Raw genomic sequence first — 21,722 nt, forward strand, 5'->3', positions numbered from 1 at the left:
CGCTTTGTCCGGCCGCAGAACCGCTGGCGGGCCTGGTTTCAGTCGGCTGTGAGCCCTTCGGCGATCTTCAACAGCTCACGCTTCGTCTTGGCGCCGCCGAGCTTCTTGGCGTACACCGGGCTGATCATCACGTCGGCCCTCCGCCCCTCGCTCATGGTCAGGGTGAAGGTCGGGGTACCATTCCCGCCGTCCTCGCCGACCCACTGCGTGATCAGGTACCCGGTCCGGTCGCCGATGGTCACCTCTTCACCCTTCCCCTCCCTGCGGTACTTCTGGATGCGGTCATCGACTTCCTGGACGGTCTCGCCTTCGTACACGTAGATCTGGACGCAGTAGAAGCCGTGCTTGTCCCCGTCGTAGTTCCATGAGGTCGTGTACTTGTCGCCGAAGTTCAGGGACCAGTTGCCCCACCGCAGGCCGTCGGGCAGGTAACCCACCTTGACGCGCCCGAAGGCCCTTCCGTCGCCCAGGTCCCCGAAATCGGGGGTCGGAGACGGGGGCATCGGGGTGTCGTCGATGGCGGGAGTGTCCGGCTGCGTCGGATCAGGGGTCGCGGGTGACGTGCTGACCGTGGGCGTCAGCACGGTCGTGGGGCTGGGCCCGAGGATCAGAAAGGCGGGGACCGCGGTGGCGACGACGGCCGCCGACACGGCCATGGCGGCGAACTTGACCCGCTTCCTCTTCCTTCGCGAGGACCGGAGCACCCGCTCCACCAGGTCGGGCGCGGCCCGCAACCTCGCGGTCTCGTCCGCCATGATCTGGCGAAGGCGCTCCTCAAGTACGGACATTCCTGATCACTCCTTCCAGCGTTCCGTCGCCGAGCGCCGAACGGAGCTTGGCCATAGCCTTGGATGCCTGACTTTTCACCGTGCCCACCGAGCAACCGAGGATCTCGGCGGTCTGCGTCTCGCCGAGGTCCTCCCAGTAGCGCAGGACGATCACCGCGCGCTGCCGGGGAGGCAGGGCGCGCAGGACCTCCATGAGCATCCGGCGCAGGTCGATGTCGCTCTCCGGCGCCGCCGACTCCGGCGGGGTGTGCACCGGGATGACGCGCAGAATCGCCCGCCGCCGGGCCCGGCTGATGGCGGTGTTCACGATGACGCGGCGGATGTAGGGCTCGGGGTTGGCGTACCGCACCCGGTCCCAGCTGCGCCATGTACGCTCCAGCGCCGTCTGCAGCAGGTCTTCCGCCTCCGCCTCGTCGCCGCAGGTGAGGTAGGCGACCCGCAGCAGGCTGGTGCCGCGCGCGGCCACGAACGCGGCGAATGCGTGTTCCTCCGCGCTGCTCACGTCTGTCCGTCCGATTTCACGCCTCCTAATACGCCTGAGCCACGCCGGGCGTTGCCTCGGATCAAGAGGCAACCCCGTGGGCCGCTCAGGCGTATAGGGAGGCGTGAAACAGATGAAACGTGTGACCACTCCGATCCGACCGATGATCGCCATCGGGGTCGGCTTGGCCGTGGCGAGCGCCATCGCTCTGCCGAGCCCGCCCGACCTCTCGGCCCTGCGGCTAGCGGCCACCGCCCGTACAGTGACGACTCCGGCGAAAGGCACCTACTGGCATACGAGGACGCTGCTGCGGAGCACCCTGCCCCAGCAGTTCGGGAGGGGCGCCAACCGCTACCGGGTGGAGGTGCGGCGGATCGAGGAAATCTGGACCTCGACCGATGGCAAGGCCTGGGTCGGGCGCCGGAGTCTGGGGGCACGACCGAAGAGCGCGGCGGACGAGAAGGCATGGCGCCGCGACGGCTCCCCGTCCAGGTTGAGCCGCCCCGCTGGTGACGGCCCCGTGACCCTGGACACCAAAGCGGACAAGGGCCAGGTCATCCCTCCAAGGGGTTCGAACCCCTTCGAGCTGGCTGAACAGCAGCTGTCGTACGAGGAGGTCCAGAAGCTGCCCGCGGACCCGAGCGGTTTGAAAGCCTGGCTCACGAAGGCCGTGCGAGTCGCGAAGGCTCCGGAGGACGCCGTCGACAACAACGTGGCACTGGCGCTGCTCACTCTGCTGCGCGACCTTCCCGCGCCGAAGGAGGTCCGCGCCGCGGCTTACCAAGCGCTGCTGACGATGCCCGACGTACGCTCCCAAGGGACGGCCAAGGACGCTCTGGGCAGAGCCGGTGCGAAACTCTCCATCTTTCACGATCGGGCCCGTCAGAAGGTCAAGACCGAGGTGATCGTCAACACCAACGAGATGGTGTCGCTGGCCGAACGCCTGACGACCGAGCTCAACGGCAGGCCGTCCGCGGATTTCACCTCGACCATGCTCCAGGTCGGCTGGACCGACGCCGCCCCGTCGGTGCCCGCTCTCCCCTGAGCCCTGCTCCCGCGTTATCGGGCTGGGCGGGCCGGCCGGAGCGCGGGCATGCGGACGAACAGCAGCGCGGAGGCCAGGACCACCCCCGCGGCGAGCGACCACGTGGCGGACAGGCCGGCATGAACGGCCAGTGTGCCGAACGTCGTGTTGGCCAGCGCGGCCCCCGCCTGCAGTGACAGGGAGCTCGTCGAGGTCACCGTCGTGCGCTGAGCGGCCGTGACGGCGTGGTGCGTCATCTCCGAGCACAGCACCCCGGCCACCGAGAGCCCGGAGAACATGACGACATAGGCCAGCCCGGTGGCCGCGAAACCGGGCGCCCCGTCGAGGCCCGCCGTGGCCGCCAGGGCGCCGATGGCCAGGGCGGTCAGGACGACGCCCGCCACCGCGCCGCGTACCGAGCCACCCGCCGCCCTGGCCACCCTGGGCACGATCGTGCTGCCCACCGCGCTGCCGGCGAAGCCGAGCGCCGCCACGACGGCATAGCCGGTGCTGCCCAGCTCCGCGGTGCCCGCCAGCGCCGCCAGCCTGCCCGGGGTGAGCAGCTCGACACTGGCCAGCGCGACGCCTGACGCCGCGGCGGCCAGCATCAGGCGACGCAGCAGCGGTCCGCCCGCCGCCAGCCGCACGCCCTCGACCACGGTCGCGGGCACGTCCCGGACAACCCACCCGAGCGACCGCCCGACGCGCTGCGGGTGGGCTGCCTCGGGCATTGCGAAGAGCACCGTCACCAGCAGCACGAGCCCGGCCGCCGCGCCCAGCAGCGGCGGCAGCGCCAGGGGCGTCATCACCGCCGGCGGCACCGCGAGCGGCGCGAACCCGCCCACCAGCACGCCCAGGAGCAGCGCCACCGACTCCATCGCGCCGCCGCGCGCCAGGCCCGGCTTGAGGTCGGCGTCCGGTCCTTCGAGGTCGTGCAGCGTGTCGACGTACCAGGCGGTGGCGGGACCGCTGGACAGCGCGCGGGCGACGCCCTTGAGCACACCGGTGGCCAGGAACATCCAGAACGTGGTCGAGACCGCCATCAGCGTGAGCGCGGCGACGGTGAACGCGGCCGAGATCGCCAGGACCGTCCGGCGGCCGATCACGTCGGCCAGGCCGCCGGTGGGCAGTTCGAGGCCGATGGTGACGATCGAGAACACCATAATGGCGAACCCGATCTGGGCCAGGCTGAGACCCCGGTCGGTCATCAGCAACACCATGACGGCCGTCATCAGGCCGGGCGGCAGCCAAGTCAGGAAGCTGACCAGCAGGTAGCGGCGTAACGCGGATCGGGGAGTCATCAGCCGTCCTGCCCTTCCCGCGGCCTTCGAGGGAAGGCCGCCGACCAGACGCTCATCGGCACGGCGCCGGGGTCGTCCGCGTAACGTTCGCTGAGCTCACGCACCAGCGCGTCGACGCGCTCACTGAGCTCACGGACACCCGCGGCGGGCAGCCGCACCAGATGATCGCTCATCCCGGAGACCTCGACCAGCTCGGCGGGCCACTCCCCCGCTTCGAACGCCTCGACCGCCCGCCCCAGCGCCTCCAGCTGGCGCAGCTGCATGATCCGGACGGCCTCCTGCCCCTCCGGCGTGGCCGCCATCTCCAGGTTGTCCCAGGAGGTGTACTGATGGCGGGCCCGCCAGCGGCGTTCCCTGCCGTCGCGTCGCTCGGGGTCCTCCTCGATGAAGCCGTACTTGGCCAGCTCGCGCAGGTGGTAGCTGGTCGAGCCGGAGCTCTCCCCCACCTTGCGCCCCAGCTCGCTGGCCGTCGCGGGCCCGTCGCCGCGCAGCAGGCCGAGCAGCCGCACCCGCAGGGGGTGCGCCACCACCTTGAGCACCTGCGGATCGCTGATCTTGAACTTCCCTTCCATAGGCGAAGGCTAAACCGCAAAGGCAATTTTGCAAAGAGAATTTTGCGGGTTTTCCTGCCGAATAAACTGGGGCGCATGCTTGATGAGATCTGGGTGGACGAGGCGGTCTTCGCTCTGCGTCCCGACTTCGCGGTGCTGGTCATGACGGCGCACGGGCTGCGCAACGGGCCCACCGACGACCGTTCCCGCGCCTGGCTGGCCGCGGCCTCGGAGCAGTCCGTACAGACCGAGAAGATCGACGCGTGGAAGGACGCCTACCGCGCATTCGGCGCCAAGCCGCAGAAGACCAGACCCTCGGTCGACGCCCTGACCCGCAGACTGCCGCTGCCAGAGATCAACCAGGCCGTCGACGCCTACAACTCGATCAGCGTGAAGCACGCGCTGCCGATCGGCGGCGAGGACCTCGACCACTACGCCGGCCCGCCGCGGCTGGTCAGGGCGGAAGGCGGCGAGGAGGCGGAGGCGCTCGGCGCCCCGGAGCCCGGCGAGGTGATCTGGCGCGACGACACCGGCGTCACCTGCCGCAGGTGGAACTGGCGCCAGGTGGCGCGCACCCGCCTCACCGAGGAGACCACGAATGCGATCTTCATCCTGGAGCGGCTGGAGCCGATGTCCATGGAGGAGCTCAAGGAGGCGGGCGAGGAGCTGGCGAACCTGCTGACCGAGCTGTCCCCTGAGGTGCGGATCAGCACCAGAGTGCTGTCTGGGGTGAAATAAACCTGCCGCACAGCCGTTGATACCAAACAGTGATAATTGCGGCACCCCCTGGATTGACTAGGGGGGCGTGACCTCTTCGGACTCTCTTGAGAGGATCGGGCGAGGCCGCGGGGCGTCTCTTGCGCGCGCCGCCGGGCAAGACGAGTAACCTTGGACAGGTTCTCTAACATCAACGCCGATCTGCGGAAGAGGGCGATTTCCGCCGTGTCGTCTGAGTCGTCGCGGACAAACCCGCTGGCAAGCTTTGGACAGAACGAGTGGCTTGTCGACGAGCTGTACCAGAAGTACCTCCAAGATCCTGAGTCTGTGGACCGGGCTTGGTGGAACTTCTTCGCTGACTACAACCCTGATTATGGACCGGGCAGAATGCCCGCCAAGGAGGCGGCGAACGGCACAGCGACCGCTCCGGCTCCCATGGCGGCTCCACCCAAGGCTGCACCGACTGCCCCGGTCCCCGATGTCAAGCCGAAGCAGCCTGCTGCCCCGGTGCCCGCGGGCGCCGAGGAAATCAAACTGCGCGGTGCCGCCGCACGCACCGCCGCCAACATGGACGCCTCGCTCGTCATTCCGAGCGCGACCAGCGTCCGGGCCATCCCGGCCAAGTTGCTCATCGACAACCGCATTGTGATCAACAATCACCTCAAGCGGGGACGCGGCGGCAAGGTCTCCTTCACGCACCTGATCGGCTATGCCGTCATCAAGGCGCTGCGGGCCATGCCGGAGATGAACTACTCCTACACCGAGGTCGACGGCAAGCCGACCCTGGTCAAGCCGCAGCACGTAGGGCTCGGCCTGGCCATCGACGTCCAGAAGAGCAACGGCGAGCGGCAGCTCCTGGTGCCTTCCATCAAGGGCGCCGAGGACATGGACTTCCGGCAGTTCTGGATGGCGTACGAGGAGGTCGTCCGCAAGGCCCGCTCGGGCAAGCTCGGGGTCGACGACTTCGCGTCCACCACGATCTCGCTGACCAACCCCGGCACGATCGGCACCGTCCACTCGGTCCCACGCCTGATGCCCGGACAGGGCACGATCATCGGCGTCGGCGCGATGGAATACCCGGCCGAATACCAGGGCGCCTCACCCGACACGCTCTCGCGCCTGGCCGTCTCCAAGGTCATGACGCTGACCAGCACCTATGACCACCGGATCATCCAGGGCGCCCAGTCGGGCGACTTCCTGCGCACGATCCACCGGCAGCTGCTCGGCGAGGACGGCTTCTACGACGAGATCTTCGAGGCGCTGCGGATCCCCTACGAGCCGGTCCGCTGGGTCCAGGACATCTCGGCCTCGCACGATGACGACGTGGCCAAGTCCGCTCGGGTGATCGAGCTGATCCACGCCTACCGCGTCCGCGGCCACCTCATGGCCGAGACCGACCCGCTGGAGTACAAGCAGCGCAAGCACCCCGACCTCGACATCCAGTCCCACGGCCTGACGCTGTGGGACCTGGAGCGCGAGTTCGCCACTGGCGGTTTCGGCGGCCGGCCCCTGATGAAGCTCCGCGAGATCCTGGGCGTGCTGCGCGACTCCTACTGCCGCACGGTCGGCATCGAGTACATGCACATCCAGAACCCCGAGGAGCGGGCCTGGATCCAGGCGCGGGTCGAGAAGCCGCACGCCTCCCCGGCCCGTGACGAGCAGCTCAACATCCTGAGCCGGCTCAACACGGCCGAGGCCTTCGAGACGTTCCTGCAGACCAAGTTCGTCGGGCAGAAGCGCTTCTCGCTGGAGGGCGGCGAGTCCCTGATCCCGCTGCTCGACTCGGTGATCAGCGACGCCGCCGACGAGGACCTCGACGAGGTCGTCATCGGCATGGCCCACCGCGGCCGGCTCAACGTCCTGGCCAACATCGTCGGCAAGTCCTACGGGCAGATCTTCGGCGAGTTCGAGGGCAACATCGACCCGCGCACCGCGCACGGCTCGGGCGACGTGAAGTACCACCTGGGCGCGTCGGGCACCTTCACCGCTCCCAGCGGCAAGACGATCGCCGCCTCCGTGGTGGCCAACCCGTCTCACCTGGAGGCGGTCGACCCGGTGCTCGAAGGCGTCGTCCGCGCCAAGCAGGACCTGCTGGAGCGCGGCGAGGAGGGCTTCACGGTCCTGCCGGTGCTCATCCACGGCGACGCGGCCTTCGCCGGCCAGGGCGTCGTGGCCGAGACGCTCAACCTGTCGCAGCTGCGCGGCTACCGCACCGGCGGCACCGTGCACGTGGTGGTCAACAACCAGGTCGGCTTCACGACATCGCCCGCTTCGTCCAGGTCGAGCGTCTACGCGACCGACGTGGCCCGGATGATCCAGGCGCCGATCTTCCACGTCAACGGCGACGACCCCGAGGCCGTCGTCCGCGTGGGCGAGCTGGCCTACGAATACCGCCAGGCGTTCCGCAAGGACGTCGTCATCGACCTGATCTGCTACCGCCGCCGCGGCCACAACGAGGGCGACAACCCCGCCTTCACCCAGCCGCTGATGTACGACCTGATCGACGCCAAGCGCTCCACTCGCAAGCTCTACACCGAGGCGCTGATCGGCCGGGGCGACATCACGGTGGAAGAGGCCGAGCAGGCGCTGCGCGACTACCAGGCCAAGCTGGAGCAGGCGTTCACCGAGACCCGCGAGGCGGCGAAGAAGCCGCCGGAGGCGGGCGCGATGCGGGTGCCGCCCGCTGAGGTGATCAAGTGGTCGCACAACGACACGCCGACCGAGATCACCGACGAGACGCTCAAGCGGATCGTCGACACCCAGCTCAACCTGCCCGAGGGCTTCACGCCGCACCCGCGCCTGGCGCCGGTGCTGCAGCGCCGCGGCCAGGCGGTCGAGCAGGACGCGATCGACTGGAGCATGGGTGAGACGCTGGCCTTCGGCTCGCTGCTCATCGATGGCCACCCGGTCCGCGTGGTCGGCCAGGACACCCGGCGGGGCACGTTCACCCAGCGCCACGCGGTGCTGGTCGACCGGGTGACCGGCGAGGATCACACCCCGCTCAAGGTCTTCAACCAGGGCACCACGAAGTTCTACATCTACGACTCGCTGCTCAGCGAGTTCGCGGCGCTGGGCTTCGAGTACGGCTACAGCGTCGTGCGTCCCGACGCCCTGGTGGCCTGGGAGGCCCAGTTCGGCGACTTCGTCAACGGCGCCCAGACGATCATCGACGAGTTCATCTCGTCCGGTGAGCAGAAGTGGGGCCAGAGGTCGGCTGTCGTGCTGCTGCTGCCGCACGGCTTCGAGGGCCAGGGTCCCGACCACTCCTCGGCCCGCATCGAACGGTTCCTGCAGGTCTGCGCGCTCGACAACATGACGGTCGCGCAGCCGTCCACTCCGGCCAACTACTTCCACCTGCTCAGGTGGCAGGTCGAGTCGGGCAGGCGCAAGCCGATGGTCGTCTTCACGCCGAAGTCGCTGCTGCGTCACAAGCGGGCGGTCTCGAAGGCGTCCGACTTCACCTCGGGCACCTTCCAGCCGGTCCTCGGCGACACCATCGTCGAACCGGGCAAGGTCACCAAGGTCGTGCTCTCCTCGGGCAAGATCTACTACGACCTACTCGACCGGCGTGAGAAGTCGGGCCGCGACGACGTCGCACTGGTCCGTCTGGAGCGGCTCTACCCGTTCCCGGCGGAGGAGCTCGCCGCCGAGCTCTCCCGCTACGGCTCGCAGGCCGAGCTGGTGTGGGCGCAGGACGAGCCGGTCAACATGGGGCCGTGGCCTTACCTCACGCTCAAGCTGGCCGAGGACCCGGACCTGCTGAACGGCCGCGCGCTACGTCGCGTCTCGCGGACTCCCAACAGTTCGCCCGCGACCGGCTCGCACTCCTCCCACGACAACGAGCTCGAGGGGATCTTGAGCGAGCTGTTCGGCTAGTCAGCCAGTCGCTTCATTGCATGAGCCCTCGCCGTTATCGGCGGGGGCTTACTGCTAAAATTGGCAGTTACTAACAGCTAATTAGCTGCTAGTAACTGCTAAATCTGGCAGGTGACCGTGCGCCGACCTCAGCAGCCGCCACCATGGCGGGAGCTCTGGCTGGAAGCCGACAGCCTCTGGCTCCTGTCGGCGGTCGACTCGGCGGAGCGGTACCTGCCCTGGGACGAGATCCGCCACCGCACCCCGCCCGCCGGGCTCACGCACGAGCAGTGGTGGCTCGGGCTCAAGATGGCCCGACTCGGCATGCGCCGCGATCTTCCCCTTGTCGACGCCGGTGGCCTGTCGTTCACCTACGCGCTGCCGGACGACGTCCTTCGGGGGGTCGAGGCGCTCAACCGGGATCTCAGCGGCCGCATCGGCATGCCGGAGCCGGTGACCGATCCGCTGACCCGTGATCGCTACCTTGTCAGCTCGCTGATCGAGGAGGCCATCACCTCCAGCCAGCTGGAAGGCGCGGCGACCACCTACCTGGTGGCCAAGGAGATGCTGCGTAGCGGCCGCAGTCCGCAGACCGTCGACGAAGTCATGATCCGCAACAACTACGTCGCGATGCGCCGGATCGGCGAGATGCGTGATGAGGCGCTCACTCCGGCGCTGATCTGCGAGATCCAGCGGATCGTCACCGAGGGCACACTGCGCAACCCGACGGCGGCCGGGCGCTTCCAGCTGCCCGGCGAGGAGCGGGTGGTCGTCGCCGACACCTACGGTGACGTCCTGCACACCCCTCCTCCGGCCGAACAGCTACCCGAGCGGATCCAGCGGCTGTGCGACTTCGCCAACGGCACGTCGCCGACCGCGTACGTCCCGCCGGTGATCAGGGCGTTGACCGTGCACTTCATGCTCGCCTACGACCACCCGTTCGAGGACGGCAACGGAAGGACCGCGCGGGCGCTGTTCTACTGGTCGATGCTCAACCAGGACTACTGGCTGACCGAGTTCATCTCCATCTCCCGCATCCTGAAGAACGCCCCCGCGCGCTACGGGCGCAGCTTCCTCCACGTCGAGCAGGACGAGAACGACCTCACCTACTTCGTCCTCTACCAACTCGACGTGTTGCGCAGGGCGGTCGACGACCTCCACGCCTACCTCGGCAGGAAGGCGGCGCAGACCCGCGAGGTACGGGCGAGCCTGGCGCGCAGCCGTACCGGCGACTTCAACGCCCGCCAGATCGCCCTGCTGACGCACGCCACCCACCACCCCTTGGCCGAGTACACCGTCGCAGGCCACGCGCGAAGTCACAAGATCGTCTTGCAGACCGCGCGGACCGATCTGCGCGAGCTCGAGCAGCGCGGCCTGCTGACTAAAGTCAGACGTGGACGCGCCGATGCCTGGACCCCAGCCGGCGACCTGACGACGCGGCTGCGCGACTGATGAATGGAGAGCGATGTACTTCACCGACCGGGGGATCGAGGAGCTGGTCGAGCGGCGTGGCGAGGAAGAGGTCAGCCTGCTGTGGCTGGGCGAGCGGCTGCGTGAGTTCGTGGACCTCAATCCCGAGTTCGAGACGCCGGTCGAGCGCCTGGCCACCTGGCTGGCCCGGCTCGACGACGAAGACGACTGACGCGGCGCGCCGGACCCTCGCGACCGATAAGCCGGAGGCGCGCCGGACCCTCGCGACCGATGAGAAGCACGAACGGCGCGAACTGCCCTGTCACACGCGATACATCTTGAGTTTTCGACAGACGCGACATATCGTGTCTTGTGTGAACGTGTCGTCGGAAGGGACAGGCATCATGCGGCAGTGGACGATCGAGCGGCCGGAGCAGCTGACGTTCGGCTCGGTGACCGCGCTTGATGTGCGGATTGTCGCGGGACGAGTGGCCGTGCTGGCCACCGACGGACCACCGACACTGGAGGTGGCCGAGATCGACTCCGCTCCGCTGATCGTGACCTACGACGAGGAGAGCGGGGAGCTCAGCGTCGCCTACAAGGACCTCACCTGGGAGGGCATACTCGGCTGGCTGCGGCGCGACCGGCGCAAGAGCGTCCTGACGCTCGCGGTGCCCAAGAAGTGCACGGTCAACGTGGGAGTCGTCTCCGGCTCGGCGGTCGTCGCCGGGTTCGAGAAGGCGACCCAGGTCAGGAGCGTCTCCGGGGACATCGTGCTCGACGGGGTGAGCGGTGACGTGAGCGCCACGACCGTCTCGGGCAGCGTGGAGAGCCGGGCGATGGACGGCGACCTGGCGTTCAAGAGCGTCTCGGGCGAGCTCACCGTCGCCGACGGCACGCCGCGCCGCCTGCGCGCCAACACCGTGTCCGGACGGATCACCGCCGATCTGGAGCTGCGCCCGACCGGATATGTGACCTTCAACAGCGTGTCCGGTGACATCCTGGTCAGGCTGCCCGAGAACGTGGAGGCGGACGTCAGCATGCGATCCACCTCCGGCAGGCTGGTCAGCACGTTCGAAAACCTGTCAGACGCGAGCCGCCCGGGCAACAAGTCGGTGTCCGGACGGCTGGGTGGTGGCATGGCCTCGGTGACGGCGACGACCGTCTCCGGCGAGGTCACGTTGCTCAAGGGAGAGAAGCGATGAGCCCTGTCTTCGGTCACGGCCGGCTCCGGCTGTACCTGCTGAAGCTGCTTGAGGAGAGCCCTCGGCACGGCTACGAGGTCATTCGCCTGCTGCAGGACCGCTTCCTCGGCGTCTACTCGCCCTCCCCCGGCACGATCTACCCGCGCCTGGCCCGCCTGGAGGAGGAGGGCCTGGTGACGCACGAGGTGATCGAGGGCAAGAAGGTGTTCTCGATCACCGACCGGGGCCGCGACGAGCTCAACGCTCGCCTGGACGAGCTCGACGACCTGGAGCAGGAGATCTCCGCCTCGGTGCGCGACATTGCGCGCGAGGTGAAGGAGGACGTCCGCGAAACGGTCAAGTCGCTGCGCGACGAGCTCACCAAGATGGCCAAGGACGTCCGTACTGGCGTCGCCGACGACCCCAGGCGCGTGCGCGACCAGCAGAAGGCCAACATCCAGCGGCTCAAGGAGCAGCAGAAACGCCAGTGGATGGAGCACGCCACCAACTGGCAGGACCAGGGCGAGCGGCTCACCGGCGAGTGGCGCAGGATCTGGTCCGAGGTCTGGAGCACGCTGGGCGGCGCGCCGCCCAGCCGCGCCGAGCTCGACGCCGAGTTGGGCGAGCGCCTGGCCGACTTCGTCGCGCAGGTGCGCCGCGAGGCGTCGGCCGCCCCGCTCACCCGCGAGGCGATCGACGAGGTACGCGCCACACTCGACGAGGCCGCCCGGCAGATCCGCGACTCACTGAAACCCTGACCCCGACGGGTCATTACGCCGGGCGAAGGGCCCGCTCCAAGCCGCGCAGGCCCCGGTCGCTAGGCCGAGCGGAGGGCCCGCTCCCAGCCGCGCAGGCTTCGGGCGGCCTTCCGGGCGTGATAGGCGATCGGCATATACCGCAGCCGCTCCGGCAGACGCGGGGCGATCACCGCCACCGCCCGCCCGAGCTGCCGCAGCCGCCACTCGTCCCGCGCCGACCAGGGCAGATCCAGCTTCTTCCGTACGATGGGCGGCAGCGTCCCCACCGTCACGAAGTAGTTGAACTCCCCCGATCCCACCCCCACCGGCGCCCAGAGCCGACACAGCGGCCGGGGCAGCCCGGGCGGCATCGGGGTCCCCCGCATGACGGCGAGCACGTCGATCGCCGTCGGATGCGGCTCCAGCCGCTCGGCCGCCATCCCGTCGAAGTAGCACCAGAACTCCTCGACGGTCGCGGGCATCTCCCGCTCCGGCACCCGCAGGATCGCCCCCAATTGCCGCGATTCCTGGTAGAGCCGCCGCTCAGCGTCTTCGGTGTAGGGAGTACCGAAGTAGCGATTGAGAGTGACGAAGCGCTCGAACAGCGACAGGTGCACCCAGGCCCAGGCCGCGCCATTGAGCGCGTGGTAGGACCTGCCCTGCTCGTCCACCCCGCTGATCGGCTTGTGCAGCTCGCGCAGCCGCTCACCCTCGGCCGGGCCGCCCACTCCGCCGTACACCCATTTCTGGACCGAGGTGAGCGTGCGGTGGAGCCGGCCCCACGGGTCCTGCTTGTACGTGGAGTGCCGAGCGACGGCCGCGCCCACTGCGGGGTGCATGGTCTGGAGGACCAGCGCGCTGCCCGCCACGAGCAGGTTGCGGTATTCACCGGCGGTTTCCCAGTGCAACGAGCCTGGGCCGAACGGTTCGACGTCCATGACGGCGCCTCCCGGGTGATACAACCTCACCTTCTTTGTATCATCCCGGGTGCGCATAGGTAACCCTTCACTTATTCAGCGCGTAAAGACAACTTTTCCGAATATGTCGCCTTCAGCCAGGGCGGCGAAGCCGTCGCGGGCCTCGGTCAGCGGCATCGTCCGATCGATGACCGGCCGCAGCCCGGTCTGCTCCAGGAACACGGCCAGCCGCTGGAGCTGGTCACGCGTGCCCATCGTGGAGCCGATCACCGACAGCTGGAGGAAGAACACCCGGTTCAGGTCGGCGGGCGGGACCGCGCCGCTGGTGGCGCCGCAGACCACGATGCGGCCGCCGGGCTTGAGTGACTTGAGCGAATGGTCCCAGGTGGCCTGGCCGACGGTCTCCATGACGGCGTCGACCCGTTCGGGCAGCCGCGCGCCGGGCTCGAACACTTGGTCCGCGCCGAGCTTGGCGGCCTGCTCCCGCTTGGCGGCCGAGCGGCTGGTCGCCCAGACCCGGTAACCGCCCGCCCGGCCGAGCGCGATGAGCGCGGTGGCGACCCCGCCACCGGCGCCCTGCACGAGCACGGTCGAGCCGGGCTCGAGACCGGCCTTGTCGAACAGCATGCGGTAGGCGGTCAGCCAGGCCGTGGGCAGGCAGGCGGCCTCCTCGAAGCTGAGCGCGGCCGGCTTGGGCACCAGGTTGCGGCGCGGCACAGCGACCCGGTCGGCGAACGTGCCGTCGTGGACCTCCGACAGCAGCGAACGCTTGGGGTCGAGCGTCTCGTCGGCCCCGGAGCCGATCACCGAGTGCACGATGACCTCGTTACCGTCGGCGTCCACCCCGGCCGCGTCGCAGCCGAGCACGATCGGCAGCCGGTCCTGCCTGATGCCCACGCCTTTGAGCGTCCACAGGTCATGGTGATTGAGGGCGGTCGCCCGTACGGTGACGGTCGTCCAGCCGTCCGGGACCTGCGGGTCCGGATGCTCGCCGAGCGTCAGCCCGGCGAGAGGATTGTCGGGATCGGTCTGTGAGGCGGTTACGGCGAACATGGCCGCACCTTACTTCAGCGTGATCCGGATCCCGTCGATGGCCTGCTGGACGAAAGCGCGCGAGCCCGAGGCGACGATCTGCACATCGCCCCTGCATACGGTACGGGTGGGCCGCTTGAGGCCGTTGGTCGCCGACGGCGACCTGGCGTTTTTCCGGCAGTTGGGGGTCGGGATGAACACGACCATGTCACCGGTCCCGCCGCCGAACCAGAGCTGCGGCCCGACCGGTTCGCCCTGGATGGTCTCGCCCGGCTTCGCCAGACGGATCGAGCCACCGCCGCTCAGGACGAGGTAGCCGTCCTTGCCGACCTTCCCGCGCAGGCCCTTGGCCGTGGCCAGCCGATCTTCAAAGGTCAGCCCCTCCCGCCGGTCGTACATCGCCAGCCGCCACTTGCCGAACGCGAACATCAGCACCTGCCCGGCCGAACCGACACCCGCCGGGCCCGGCCAGAGCGTGACGTTGGGCGTGAGGTTCCTGATCGGCTGAGCACCCCTGGAGATCTCCATCTCACCGCCGTAGGGGGCAGAGAAGCTGCGGTATTGCCCGGCGATCCAGGCCCCCTGGAACGGCCGCGCGCCCAGCTCGTTGAGCCGCAGCTCGGCGGGGTAACGAACCGCCGCCCGCGTCCCGTCGGGGAACACCACCGCGATGACCTCGTTGCCGCCCTTGGCCTTGACCGGTGCGCTCACCACGTTGGGCGCGCCCTCGATCCTGGTCAACGACCGGATGGGCAGCGGGGCAGGGGTCGATGTCGGCGGCGCGCGATCCGGCTCGGGGTCGCGGCTGGCCAGCAGGCTGACGACGGGGACCGCCAGCAGCACTGCCACCACACCGATCCCGACCCACCGGCGCCGGCCACGGGCGCCCGCCTCGATGACGTCGAACTGATCGGCCACGGACATCCCCTGCCGAGGAGTGCTGTTTCACTCCCCAGTTCAGTTGAGGGGATGCCGCCAGCGCAAGCCCTGGAACTTGGCGAAATCAGCGTCGCAGGTCACGAATTCACAACCGTGCTCGATGGCCAGTGCGGCGAGATAGGCGTCGGGCAGGAGTTTGCCGGTGGCGCCCGACGAACGGCAGATCTTGGCGAAGATCTCCCAGTGCCTCGATCCGGCGTTCACCAGGACGGCATGCGGCTGGTTGCGGACGCTCTCCGCGAACTTGAAGGCCGTCTCGAACGAGGTGCTCTGCGGAATGCGGTGGTTGGTCACGACCCGTAGAAAACCGTTGATCACGAAGTCGCTGACCGCGTAGGCCTCGTCACCATTGACGAGCTCCTCGACGAGGGTCAGGCACTCGTCATGGTGCTCGGTGTCGCGGCGCTGCGCGTTGACCAGGATGTTGACGTCAGGCATCCGCATCGCGACCTCCGCAGCGCGCCATCTTCGCCAGCTCATGCTCCACGAAGTCCGCTTCCATCAGCTCCTTGATCTCAGCCCAGGTGAGCTTGGGCCCGGCCACAGCGCCGGACACCGGGAGCTCCACCCGAGGCCGGGCGGCCGTTTCCGTGGAGCGGTTGAGTAGTTGTCGCAAAGCGTCCTCCATCACTGAGGTGAGACTGCGTCCGTTTCGTGCCGCGTACGCCTTGGCCTCGTTGAGGAGTGCGTCGTCGATCCGCACCGTCGTCCTCCGCATGACACCAGCGTCCGCCGCTGACATAAAAATGTCAACAGCGGATAGTAGTCGCGCGGTCACAATTCTTGCACAGCCTTTAACCTCACCAGAGCGCCACATTGACCTTCCCATCGGACGCCAGCCGCACCCGCCGACCGACCAGTTCCCTGGACATGGCGTCCCCCAGGAGTTCGGCCTCCAGCACGTGGGCATGAGCGCGCCCCCCGCCCGGCAGGTCCACGACGAGGATGCCCTTCTCCGGCGCCCCGTCGCGCCCATGCGTCACCGTGTAGCCGGCCACCGTGGCGGGACCGTCGTACAGGGCGACGATCTCCACCGGGTCGGCGGTGAAGACAGGCGCGGCATCGCCCAGGGTGCCGCCCGGGTCCGTGGACCAGATCGCGTACGTGTGCTTGGTCAGGTGCATGCCGACCCCCGTCACCAGCCCGTGGCCCTGCTGGGCGCGCAGCAGCCCGGCCATGGTGGCCGTCGAGTGCAGGACGTAGTCGCTGGAGGGGCCGCCCGCGTACGGCAGGCCGCCGGTGACCGTCAGGCCGCGCCGGTCGAGCGGGTCCAGCTTGATCGCGTCGCACGCCTGCCGCAGCGCGATCGCGAAACAGCTGTAAAGGTCGAGCGCGTGGATGTCGTCGAGACCCAGCCCGGCCCGCGCGAACGCGGCCTCGGCGGTGCGCCCGATGGCCTGCGAGGCGCCGAGCGCGGGCCGCGCCGCCACCTCCCACGTGTCCTCGCCATAAGCCCAGCCGCGCAGATAGACGCGCTGATCGCGCGGTACGCCGAGCCGGTCGGCGAGTCCGGCGGCGACCAGGACGACGGCCGCCGCCTGATCGACCTCCCCCACGGCCACGGTGTTGCGTGTGTACGGCCAGCCGATGAAGCGATTGCCGGTGACCAGTTCCTCCGGGGTTCGGGCAGTACGCCGCCAGGCGTGCGGGTTCGCGGCGGCGACCTCGGTCATCGGCGCCATCATCCGCCCCCGATCCGCCATTTCCTCATTTATCGACATACCGAGGGACGCGCGGCGGGCCGTCTCCATGATCGGGTAGGTGTGGACCGGCAAGAACAGCTCGTGGGCCAGCTCCGCCGGATGCGGCGGGCGTTCCCAGCCGTAGGGCGGCTTGGGATCGGCCGGATGGCTCCACGGCACGTGCTCGCCCGCCTGCCGATAGGCCCGGCGCGTGGCCAGCGCCTCGGCGCCGGCGATCAGCGCCGAGTCGAGCTCCCCCGCCGCGATCCTGCCCGCGGCCTCGCCGATGAGGAGTTGCGGGGCCGTACCGCTGACCATGGAGTAGGCCCGGTGCCGGGGCGCGGCGCCGAGGCGGTCGGCGAGCCGACCGACCGGGGAGTCGTACTGCCACGAGTCGGTGTAGACGAGCTGGATCGAGTCGAGTCGCTCGACCGGCAGCCGCGCCTCGCGAGCCGCCTCGCGCGCGACGTCCTCCCACAGGTCGAGTGGCTCCGGGCCCGGCTGGTCGCGGACGGTGCGCTGGGCCGTACCTATGAGACAGGGGGTGCGTGGATCCATGCCACCCATCTAACCAGAATAACATTCGGTTGATAAGCGGTGGCATTTGATAATCACTGTTACCAGTGGTTCCAGGAGAAATTAAAACCGACCCCAACCTGCGGAAATGCCTTCTCGGAATACATGCGATCCGGCTATTTCCATAACGGAATGGAACCGGGCCAGACCTTTTCACATCCTTTCCTGGCTGTCGGGTTGCGCCATTCATTAACGTTCCCAGCGTCCGACGTCGTGTCCAAGAACGCGGCCACTCCCGCGGAGCAGGCGGTCCAGTTCTGGACCCCTGACCGCATCAAGCAGGCGGCCGACTACGACACGAACCTCGACGCGCGTTCCAACGGCGTCAAGGGCGTCAACTCCACCCCCGACGACCCGCCCGGATCCGCCCCCCGATCGGCGAGGGGAAGACGACCAAGACCGTCAAGAGTAAGCAGGTCAACCTGCCCAACACGGTCGGACGCGTGTTCTTCACGCTGCCGGGGTCAAACTCAGCGAACCCGGCGGTACTGCTCGGCCAGTTCCGTGCAGGGCAAGTACCGCAATCTGGTGGCAACCTCGGCCCACTGCGTCTATGACGCCAAGAAGGACACCTTCTACGACAACTGGATCTTCATCCCGTCGTACTGGGACGCGACAATGCCTGCGAGGGCAAGGCCCCCTACGGCATCTCCCAGAATGTGGGCCAATGCTCCGGTGTTCACGTCGGGGGTCAAGGCTCACGTGGGCGTTCCCGTCAGGGTGCTAGGGTGTCCTGATCTTTCAGGTTGGTCGGCAGCTTCGCTCACGCGGGTCGTTTCTGCTGTTCGATGTACTGCTTGAGTACGGTGAGCGGCGGCCCGCCGAGCGACCCGGCGAAATAGGAACCCGACCAGAAATGTCCGCCCCAGAGGTGTTCGCGGACGTGTGCGCTGTATTCCTTGCGAAGCATCCGGGCCGAGACCCCCTTCAGCGAGTTGACGCGTTTGGACAGGGCGAGTTTGGGCGGGTAGTGGATGAGCAGGTGGACGTGGTCGTGCTCGCCATTGAACTCACGCAGTTCAACCTCGAAGTCGGCGCATACCTCGCGCATGAGTTCCTCGCAGCGGATCAGCATCTCGCCGGTGAACACCCCAGCCGGTACTTTGTCACGAACACCAAATGGGCATGAAGGGTGTGAACGACATATCGTCCCCTTCTCACCTCGGGATTCGCATTCCATTCCGGTGACATAAACCAAACGATACGATCAGCGCGTGGAGCAGGTGAAACGGAGGCGTGCGCATGTGGCGCGCTTGGCGTTGGACAAGCGGCAGGCAGCCGTCTTGGACGGTCAGGCGCACACCGCGCGTGCCGTGTGGAACCTGCTCCATGAGTTCACCACCTTTCGCCAGGGCCGCCTTGCGTCGCTGAAGGAGTGCGACGCGGCGATTCGGCAGGCCCGCCACGAGATCGCGTGGATGGGGCAGTTGCCCGCTCAGGCCGCGCAGGCCGTGCTGAAGACCTACCGGCAGGCGTGGGCGAACTTCTTCAACCCCGCCCACCCGGCCGAACGCCCAACATTCAAGGGCCGGTTCGGGTGCCGAATGGCGGTGGACGTCCCCCAGGCCCGCGACTTGCAGATCGCCAGGATCAACCGCAGGTGGGGTGCGGTGAACCTGCCCAAACTCGGGCGGGTGAGGTTCCGGTGGACCAAAGACCTGCCCGGCCTCACCAAGGGCGGACCACCGGGGAGGGTCACCGGGGCTCGCCTGGTGAAAGACGCCCACGGGTGGACCATCGCCTTCCGTACCGAACTGCTCGTGTCCGCCCCTGTGCCGCACATCGGGCCGAAGGCGGGCATGGACCGGGGCATCGCGGTCCCGCTGGCTCTGTCCACCGGGGAGCATCTTCGGCACGGCCCGTGGCTCAGTAGCGGGCAGCGTGAGCGGCTGTTGCGTCTGGAGCGCAAAAGTGCCCGTCAGCGTGCCACCCGCGGCAAAGGCGCCCCGGTCTCCAACCGGGAACGCCGCACCTATGACCAGATCGCCCGGCTCCGCGCGACAGCCAAGCGCCGAGCCGTCGACTGGCAGCATCAGAACACGACCGGCCTCGCACGGCGGTTCAGCGCGATCGTGGTCGAAGACCTGACCATCGCCGCCATGATGGCTTCGGCGTCCGGGACCGTGCGGCAGCCGGGGCGGGGCGTCGCTCAGAAGCGGGGCCTGAACCGCTCGATCGCGGGCCAGGCGTGGGGCCGGACGGTGGAGTTGCTGACCTACAAGAGTGCTGACCGCGGCGGCCTGGTCGCCGAGGTCGACCCGCGCGGCACCAGCCAGGAGTGCCACCGCTGCCACACCACCACGAAAGGGTCACGCGAGACGCAGTCGCGGTTCGCGTGCAAGAACCTGGCGTGCGGATGGATCGGCAACGCCGATACCAACGCCGCCCGAAACCAGCTTCATCGGTACAACTCTGCCGCCGGACGGGCGGTCACAGGACGTGGAGACTCCGCGATAGCGGGGCCGTTGAAACGTCAAGCATCCTGTCCCATAGTCTCGCCCGCACCCGCGCTGCGAGCTGCTGCCTAAGCAGCACAGGAACCCTCCACATTGATGAATGTGGAGGAGCACGTCAAAACGGCATCAAGGTCAAGTGGTAGTGGTGGGAGAAGGTCAACGACAAGTGGCAGTGGACGCGGAAGAACGTCGGCGGCCAGGGCTTCACCTGGAACCGCAGCACCAAGGCGAACGTCTTCTCCTTCGGCTACCCGGCGGGCGAGCACCCCGACGGCGACAAGCCGTTCACCGGCCGCACGATGAAGTGGTGCTACGGCAAGACGGCCCCGATGCCCGCCGCGCCGAAGTACAACCTCCAGGAGCACATCGGCCTCAAGTGCGCCTTCACCGCCGGTGCCAGCGGTGGACCGCTCCTGTACAGCTACAAGAGCTCCACCCGGACCGGTTACCTGATCGGCGTCAACAGCGTCGCGTGGGACACGGACGGTAACGATCGCTACGACCACATCTCGTCGCCGTACTTCAACACCGACACCTACAACGTGTACAAGGCCGCCGCGAACCGGTGGACCGGCAACATGCCGTAACTACGAGACAGCAACCCACCCTGGGCCCCGGCGACCCCCGGCCGGGGCCCTTCTCACGCGTGATCAAGAAACACACAGGAAAGGCGGATGGACAACGAAGTCGGCTCATGTACTATGCCTCTGACATGCGGAAACGATCCTCACATGGATCGGAGACGCTATCCGGATCGAACCCCTTGACGCACTCCTTATGGGACACAAGTCACGCTTGATCAGATAACGAATCTCCATCCGAGCTGCAATACAGTGAGTGATCTGGAAAAATCCATCCTTACACCCCCAGAAGTACTAACCCCCAAAGGCAAGGCATTTCCATGATCCCCCGGGCATGGCACCTGGTAGCGGCTGCGCTCAGCGCGCTGCTGATGCTGCCTGCCCTCGCGGGGACCGCCTCGGCCGCGCCGAACAGCCGGGTCTACTCGGTCACGCTGGCCAAGTCGGCGGCGGACATGAAGAAGGTCGCCGAATACTGGAAGCCTGACCGGCTCAAGAATGCCGACCAGTACAGCCCCGCCACGCCGGCCTCGCAGTCCTCGCCCACCTCCAAGACCGCCTCCGGGGGCGGCCAGATCGTCCCAGCGATGAGCCCGCGGATCGTCCCGGCGAAGAGCCCGCAGATCCTGCCGAACGTCGGACCCGCCCTCCCGAAGGACAGCGCGGCCGCCAAGACCATGGGCAAGGTCTTCTTCCGCTTCGGCGACAAGGAATATTGGTGCTCGGCCAGCGCGATCGCAGCCAAGAACCGCAGCGTGGTGGCGACCGCCGGACACTGCGCGTACGACTCGCGCCAGGGCAAGCCCGCCGATTACTGGATCTTCGTCCCCAATCCGGGTCCCGGTGGGGCGACGCCCGACGGCATCTACGTGGGCGCGTCGATCAGCATGCACGAGGACTGGCCGGGCAAGGGCGACTACGACTTCGACTACGCGTTCGTGACCGTGCACCGCGGCTTCAAATGGGTCGAGAAGAGCGGCCAGCTCACCATGCAGGACGTGGGCCGACTGCAGGACAACGTCGGCGGGCAGGGCCTGACGCTCGGCAAGGGCCTGGCCCTCACGATCACCGCCTTCGGCTACCCGGCGGGCCCGCAGCCCGACGGCAGCCACCCGTTCGACGGCAAGACGCTGAAGGTCTGCTCGGGGAGCACGAGACGCACGGTCGCCCCCAGCCTCGACCTTCAGTACGGCGTGCAGCTCCAGCCGTGCGACTTCAGCGCCGGCGCCAGTGGCGGCCCCTGGTTGCTCAACTACCAGCCCGCGCAGAAGCTCGGACTCCTCACCGGGATCAACAGCCTGACCTGGAACAGAGACGCCAAGGGCGGCTATGACGCGGTGTCCTCGCCGACCTTCAACGCCACGACCGGCGAGGTCTACCGACGCGCCGCAGGGCTCGCAACACCGCAAAATGTGACGTAAGTTACACCCAGCGTATCGCCACCCCGAGTGATCAGCCGGTTTCACATCTCAAGATGGTTACGGCCATGAT

The 21,722-nt window shown here is 68.0% G+C and carries 20 protein-coding genes and 1 pseudogene; 10 read left to right on the plus strand and 11 right to left on the minus strand.

The window, feature by feature from the left end:
* Window positions 1-38: 38 nt before the first annotated feature.
* Together AB0L53_RS20955 and AB0L53_RS20960 are read right to left on the minus strand one after the other, a co-directional pair.
* Entirely contained in the window at window positions 39-788 is a 750-nt protein-coding gene (locus AB0L53_RS20955; protein ID WP_363996098.1) for a hypothetical protein, read from the minus strand.
* On the minus strand, window positions 775-1,290 hold the full coding sequence (locus tag AB0L53_RS20960) for a SigE family RNA polymerase sigma factor (RefSeq protein ID WP_363996101.1): 516 nt from the start codon (window positions 1,288-1,290) through the stop codon (window positions 775-777). The genes AB0L53_RS20955 and AB0L53_RS20960 overlap by 14 nt, the downstream gene beginning before the upstream one ends.
* A gap of 112 nt (window positions 1,291-1,402) precedes the next feature.
* On the opposite strand from AB0L53_RS20960, the gene AB0L53_RS20965 reads away from it, so the two are divergent.
* On the plus strand, window positions 1,403-2,314 hold the full coding sequence (locus AB0L53_RS20965) for a hypothetical protein (protein WP_363996104.1): 912 nt from the start codon (window positions 1,403-1,405) through the stop codon (window positions 2,312-2,314).
* Window positions 2,315-2,328: 14 nt separating this feature from the next.
* Here the strand turns inward: AB0L53_RS20965 and AB0L53_RS20970 are convergent, their stop codons facing one another.
* Window positions 2,329-3,594 carry an MFS transporter gene (locus AB0L53_RS20970; protein ID WP_363996107.1) on the minus strand — a complete coding sequence of 422 codons (1,266 nt, stop codon included), beginning with the start codon at window positions 3,592-3,594 and terminating at the stop codon, window positions 2,329-2,331.
* The gene (locus tag AB0L53_RS20975; protein ID WP_363996110.1) at window positions 3,594-4,166 is read right to left on the minus strand and encodes a helix-turn-helix domain-containing protein; all 573 of its coding nucleotides are present in this window, start codon (window positions 4,164-4,166) and stop codon (window positions 3,594-3,596) included. Before AB0L53_RS20975 ends, AB0L53_RS20970 begins: the two co-directional genes overlap by 1 nt.
* Before the next feature lie 75 nt (window positions 4,167-4,241).
* Here AB0L53_RS20975 and AB0L53_RS20980 point away from each other — a divergent pair, with 75 nt between their 5' ends.
* From AB0L53_RS20980 to AB0L53_RS21005, 6 genes are all read left to right on the plus strand, one after another.
* Window positions 4,242-4,883, plus strand: coding sequence for a phenylalanine--tRNA ligase beta subunit-related protein (locus AB0L53_RS20980; RefSeq protein ID WP_363996113.1), 642 nt, complete (start codon window positions 4,242-4,244; stop codon window positions 4,881-4,883).
* Between the two features lie 204 nt (window positions 4,884-5,087).
* The gene (locus AB0L53_RS20985) at window positions 5,088-8,738 is read left to right on the plus strand and encodes a multifunctional oxoglutarate decarboxylase/oxoglutarate dehydrogenase thiamine pyrophosphate-binding subunit/dihydrolipoyllysine-residue succinyltransferase subunit (protein WP_363996116.1); all 3,651 of its coding nucleotides are present in this window, start codon (window positions 5,088-5,090) and stop codon (window positions 8,736-8,738) included.
* Between the two features lie 111 nt (window positions 8,739-8,849).
* Window positions 8,850-10,169 carry a Fic family protein gene (locus AB0L53_RS20990; protein ID WP_363996119.1) on the plus strand — a complete coding sequence of 440 codons (1,320 nt, stop codon included), beginning with the start codon at window positions 8,850-8,852 and terminating at the stop codon, window positions 10,167-10,169.
* Window positions 10,170-10,182: 13 nt separating this feature from the next.
* Window positions 10,183-10,359: a DUF6104 family protein gene (locus tag AB0L53_RS20995; RefSeq protein WP_225301873.1), complete on the plus strand. Its 177-nt coding sequence runs from the start codon at window positions 10,183-10,185 to the stop codon at window positions 10,357-10,359.
* A 142-nt stretch (window positions 10,360-10,501) separates the two neighbouring features.
* Window positions 10,502-11,332, plus strand: a complete 831-nt coding sequence (locus tag AB0L53_RS21000) for a DUF4097 family beta strand repeat-containing protein (RefSeq protein ID WP_363996122.1) — start codon at window positions 10,502-10,504, stop codon at window positions 11,330-11,332.
* A complete protein-coding gene (locus tag AB0L53_RS21005; RefSeq protein WP_363996125.1) occupies window positions 11,329-12,069 on the plus strand; it encodes a helix-turn-helix transcriptional regulator in 741 nt (246 codons plus the stop codon). Before AB0L53_RS21000 ends, AB0L53_RS21005 begins: the two co-directional genes overlap by 4 nt.
* Window positions 12,070-12,128: 59 nt before the next feature.
* Here the strand turns inward: AB0L53_RS21005 and AB0L53_RS21010 are convergent, their stop codons facing one another.
* The 7 genes and pseudogenes from AB0L53_RS21010 to tnpA form a co-directional block, all read right to left on the minus strand.
* Window positions 12,129-12,986 carry an oxygenase MpaB family protein gene (locus AB0L53_RS21010; RefSeq protein ID WP_363996128.1) on the minus strand — a complete coding sequence of 286 codons (858 nt, stop codon included), beginning with the start codon at window positions 12,984-12,986 and terminating at the stop codon, window positions 12,129-12,131.
* A gap of 75 nt (window positions 12,987-13,061) precedes the next feature.
* Window positions 13,062-14,018, minus strand: a complete 957-nt coding sequence (locus AB0L53_RS21015) for a zinc-binding dehydrogenase (protein ID WP_363996131.1) — start codon at window positions 14,016-14,018, stop codon at window positions 13,062-13,064.
* Window positions 14,019-14,027: 9 nt separating this feature from the next.
* Entirely contained in the window at window positions 14,028-14,915 is an 888-nt protein-coding gene (locus AB0L53_RS21020) for a hypothetical protein (protein WP_363996134.1), read from the minus strand.
* A 39-nt stretch (window positions 14,916-14,954) separates the two neighbouring features.
* Complete coding sequence (locus AB0L53_RS21025) at window positions 14,955-15,380, minus strand: type II toxin-antitoxin system VapC family toxin (protein ID WP_357949640.1); 426 nt, start codon at window positions 15,378-15,380, stop codon at window positions 14,955-14,957.
* Window positions 15,367-15,639 carry a DUF6364 family protein gene (locus AB0L53_RS21030; RefSeq protein ID WP_363996137.1) on the minus strand — a complete coding sequence of 91 codons (273 nt, stop codon included), beginning with the start codon at window positions 15,637-15,639 and terminating at the stop codon, window positions 15,367-15,369. Before AB0L53_RS21030 ends, AB0L53_RS21025 begins: the two co-directional genes overlap by 14 nt.
* Before the next feature lie 97 nt (window positions 15,640-15,736).
* Window positions 15,737-17,176, minus strand: a complete 1,440-nt coding sequence (locus AB0L53_RS21035) for an acetyl-CoA synthetase (RefSeq protein ID WP_363996140.1) — start codon at window positions 17,174-17,176, stop codon at window positions 15,737-15,739.
* Between the two features lie 781 nt (window positions 17,177-17,957).
* Window positions 17,958-18,385 (minus strand): annotated as a pseudogene (gene tnpA / locus AB0L53_RS21040) (IS200/IS605 family transposase).
* Between the two features lie 23 nt (window positions 18,386-18,408).
* On the opposite strand from tnpA, the gene AB0L53_RS21045 reads away from it, so the two are divergent.
* The 3 genes from AB0L53_RS21045 to AB0L53_RS21055 all read left to right on the plus strand — a co-directional run bounded on the left by AB0L53_RS21045 (window position 18,409) and on the right by AB0L53_RS21055 (window position 21,652).
* The gene (locus AB0L53_RS21045) at window positions 18,409-19,722 is read left to right on the plus strand and encodes a transposase (protein WP_363996143.1); all 1,314 of its coding nucleotides are present in this window, start codon (window positions 18,409-18,411) and stop codon (window positions 19,720-19,722) included.
* Window positions 19,723-19,949: 227 nt separating this feature from the next.
* Window positions 19,950-20,237 carry a hypothetical protein gene (locus AB0L53_RS21050; RefSeq protein ID WP_363996145.1) on the plus strand — a complete coding sequence of 96 codons (288 nt, stop codon included), beginning with the start codon at window positions 19,950-19,952 and terminating at the stop codon, window positions 20,235-20,237.
* A gap of 314 nt (window positions 20,238-20,551) precedes the next feature.
* Entirely contained in the window at window positions 20,552-21,652 is a 1,101-nt protein-coding gene (locus AB0L53_RS21055) for a trypsin-like serine protease (RefSeq protein WP_363996148.1), read from the plus strand.
* Window positions 21,653-21,722 lie beyond the last annotated feature (70 nt).

This window comes from Nonomuraea sp. NPDC052129, from assembly GCF_040680095.1.
Taxonomy (GTDB): Bacteria; Actinomycetota; Actinomycetes; order Streptosporangiales; family Streptosporangiaceae; genus Nonomuraea.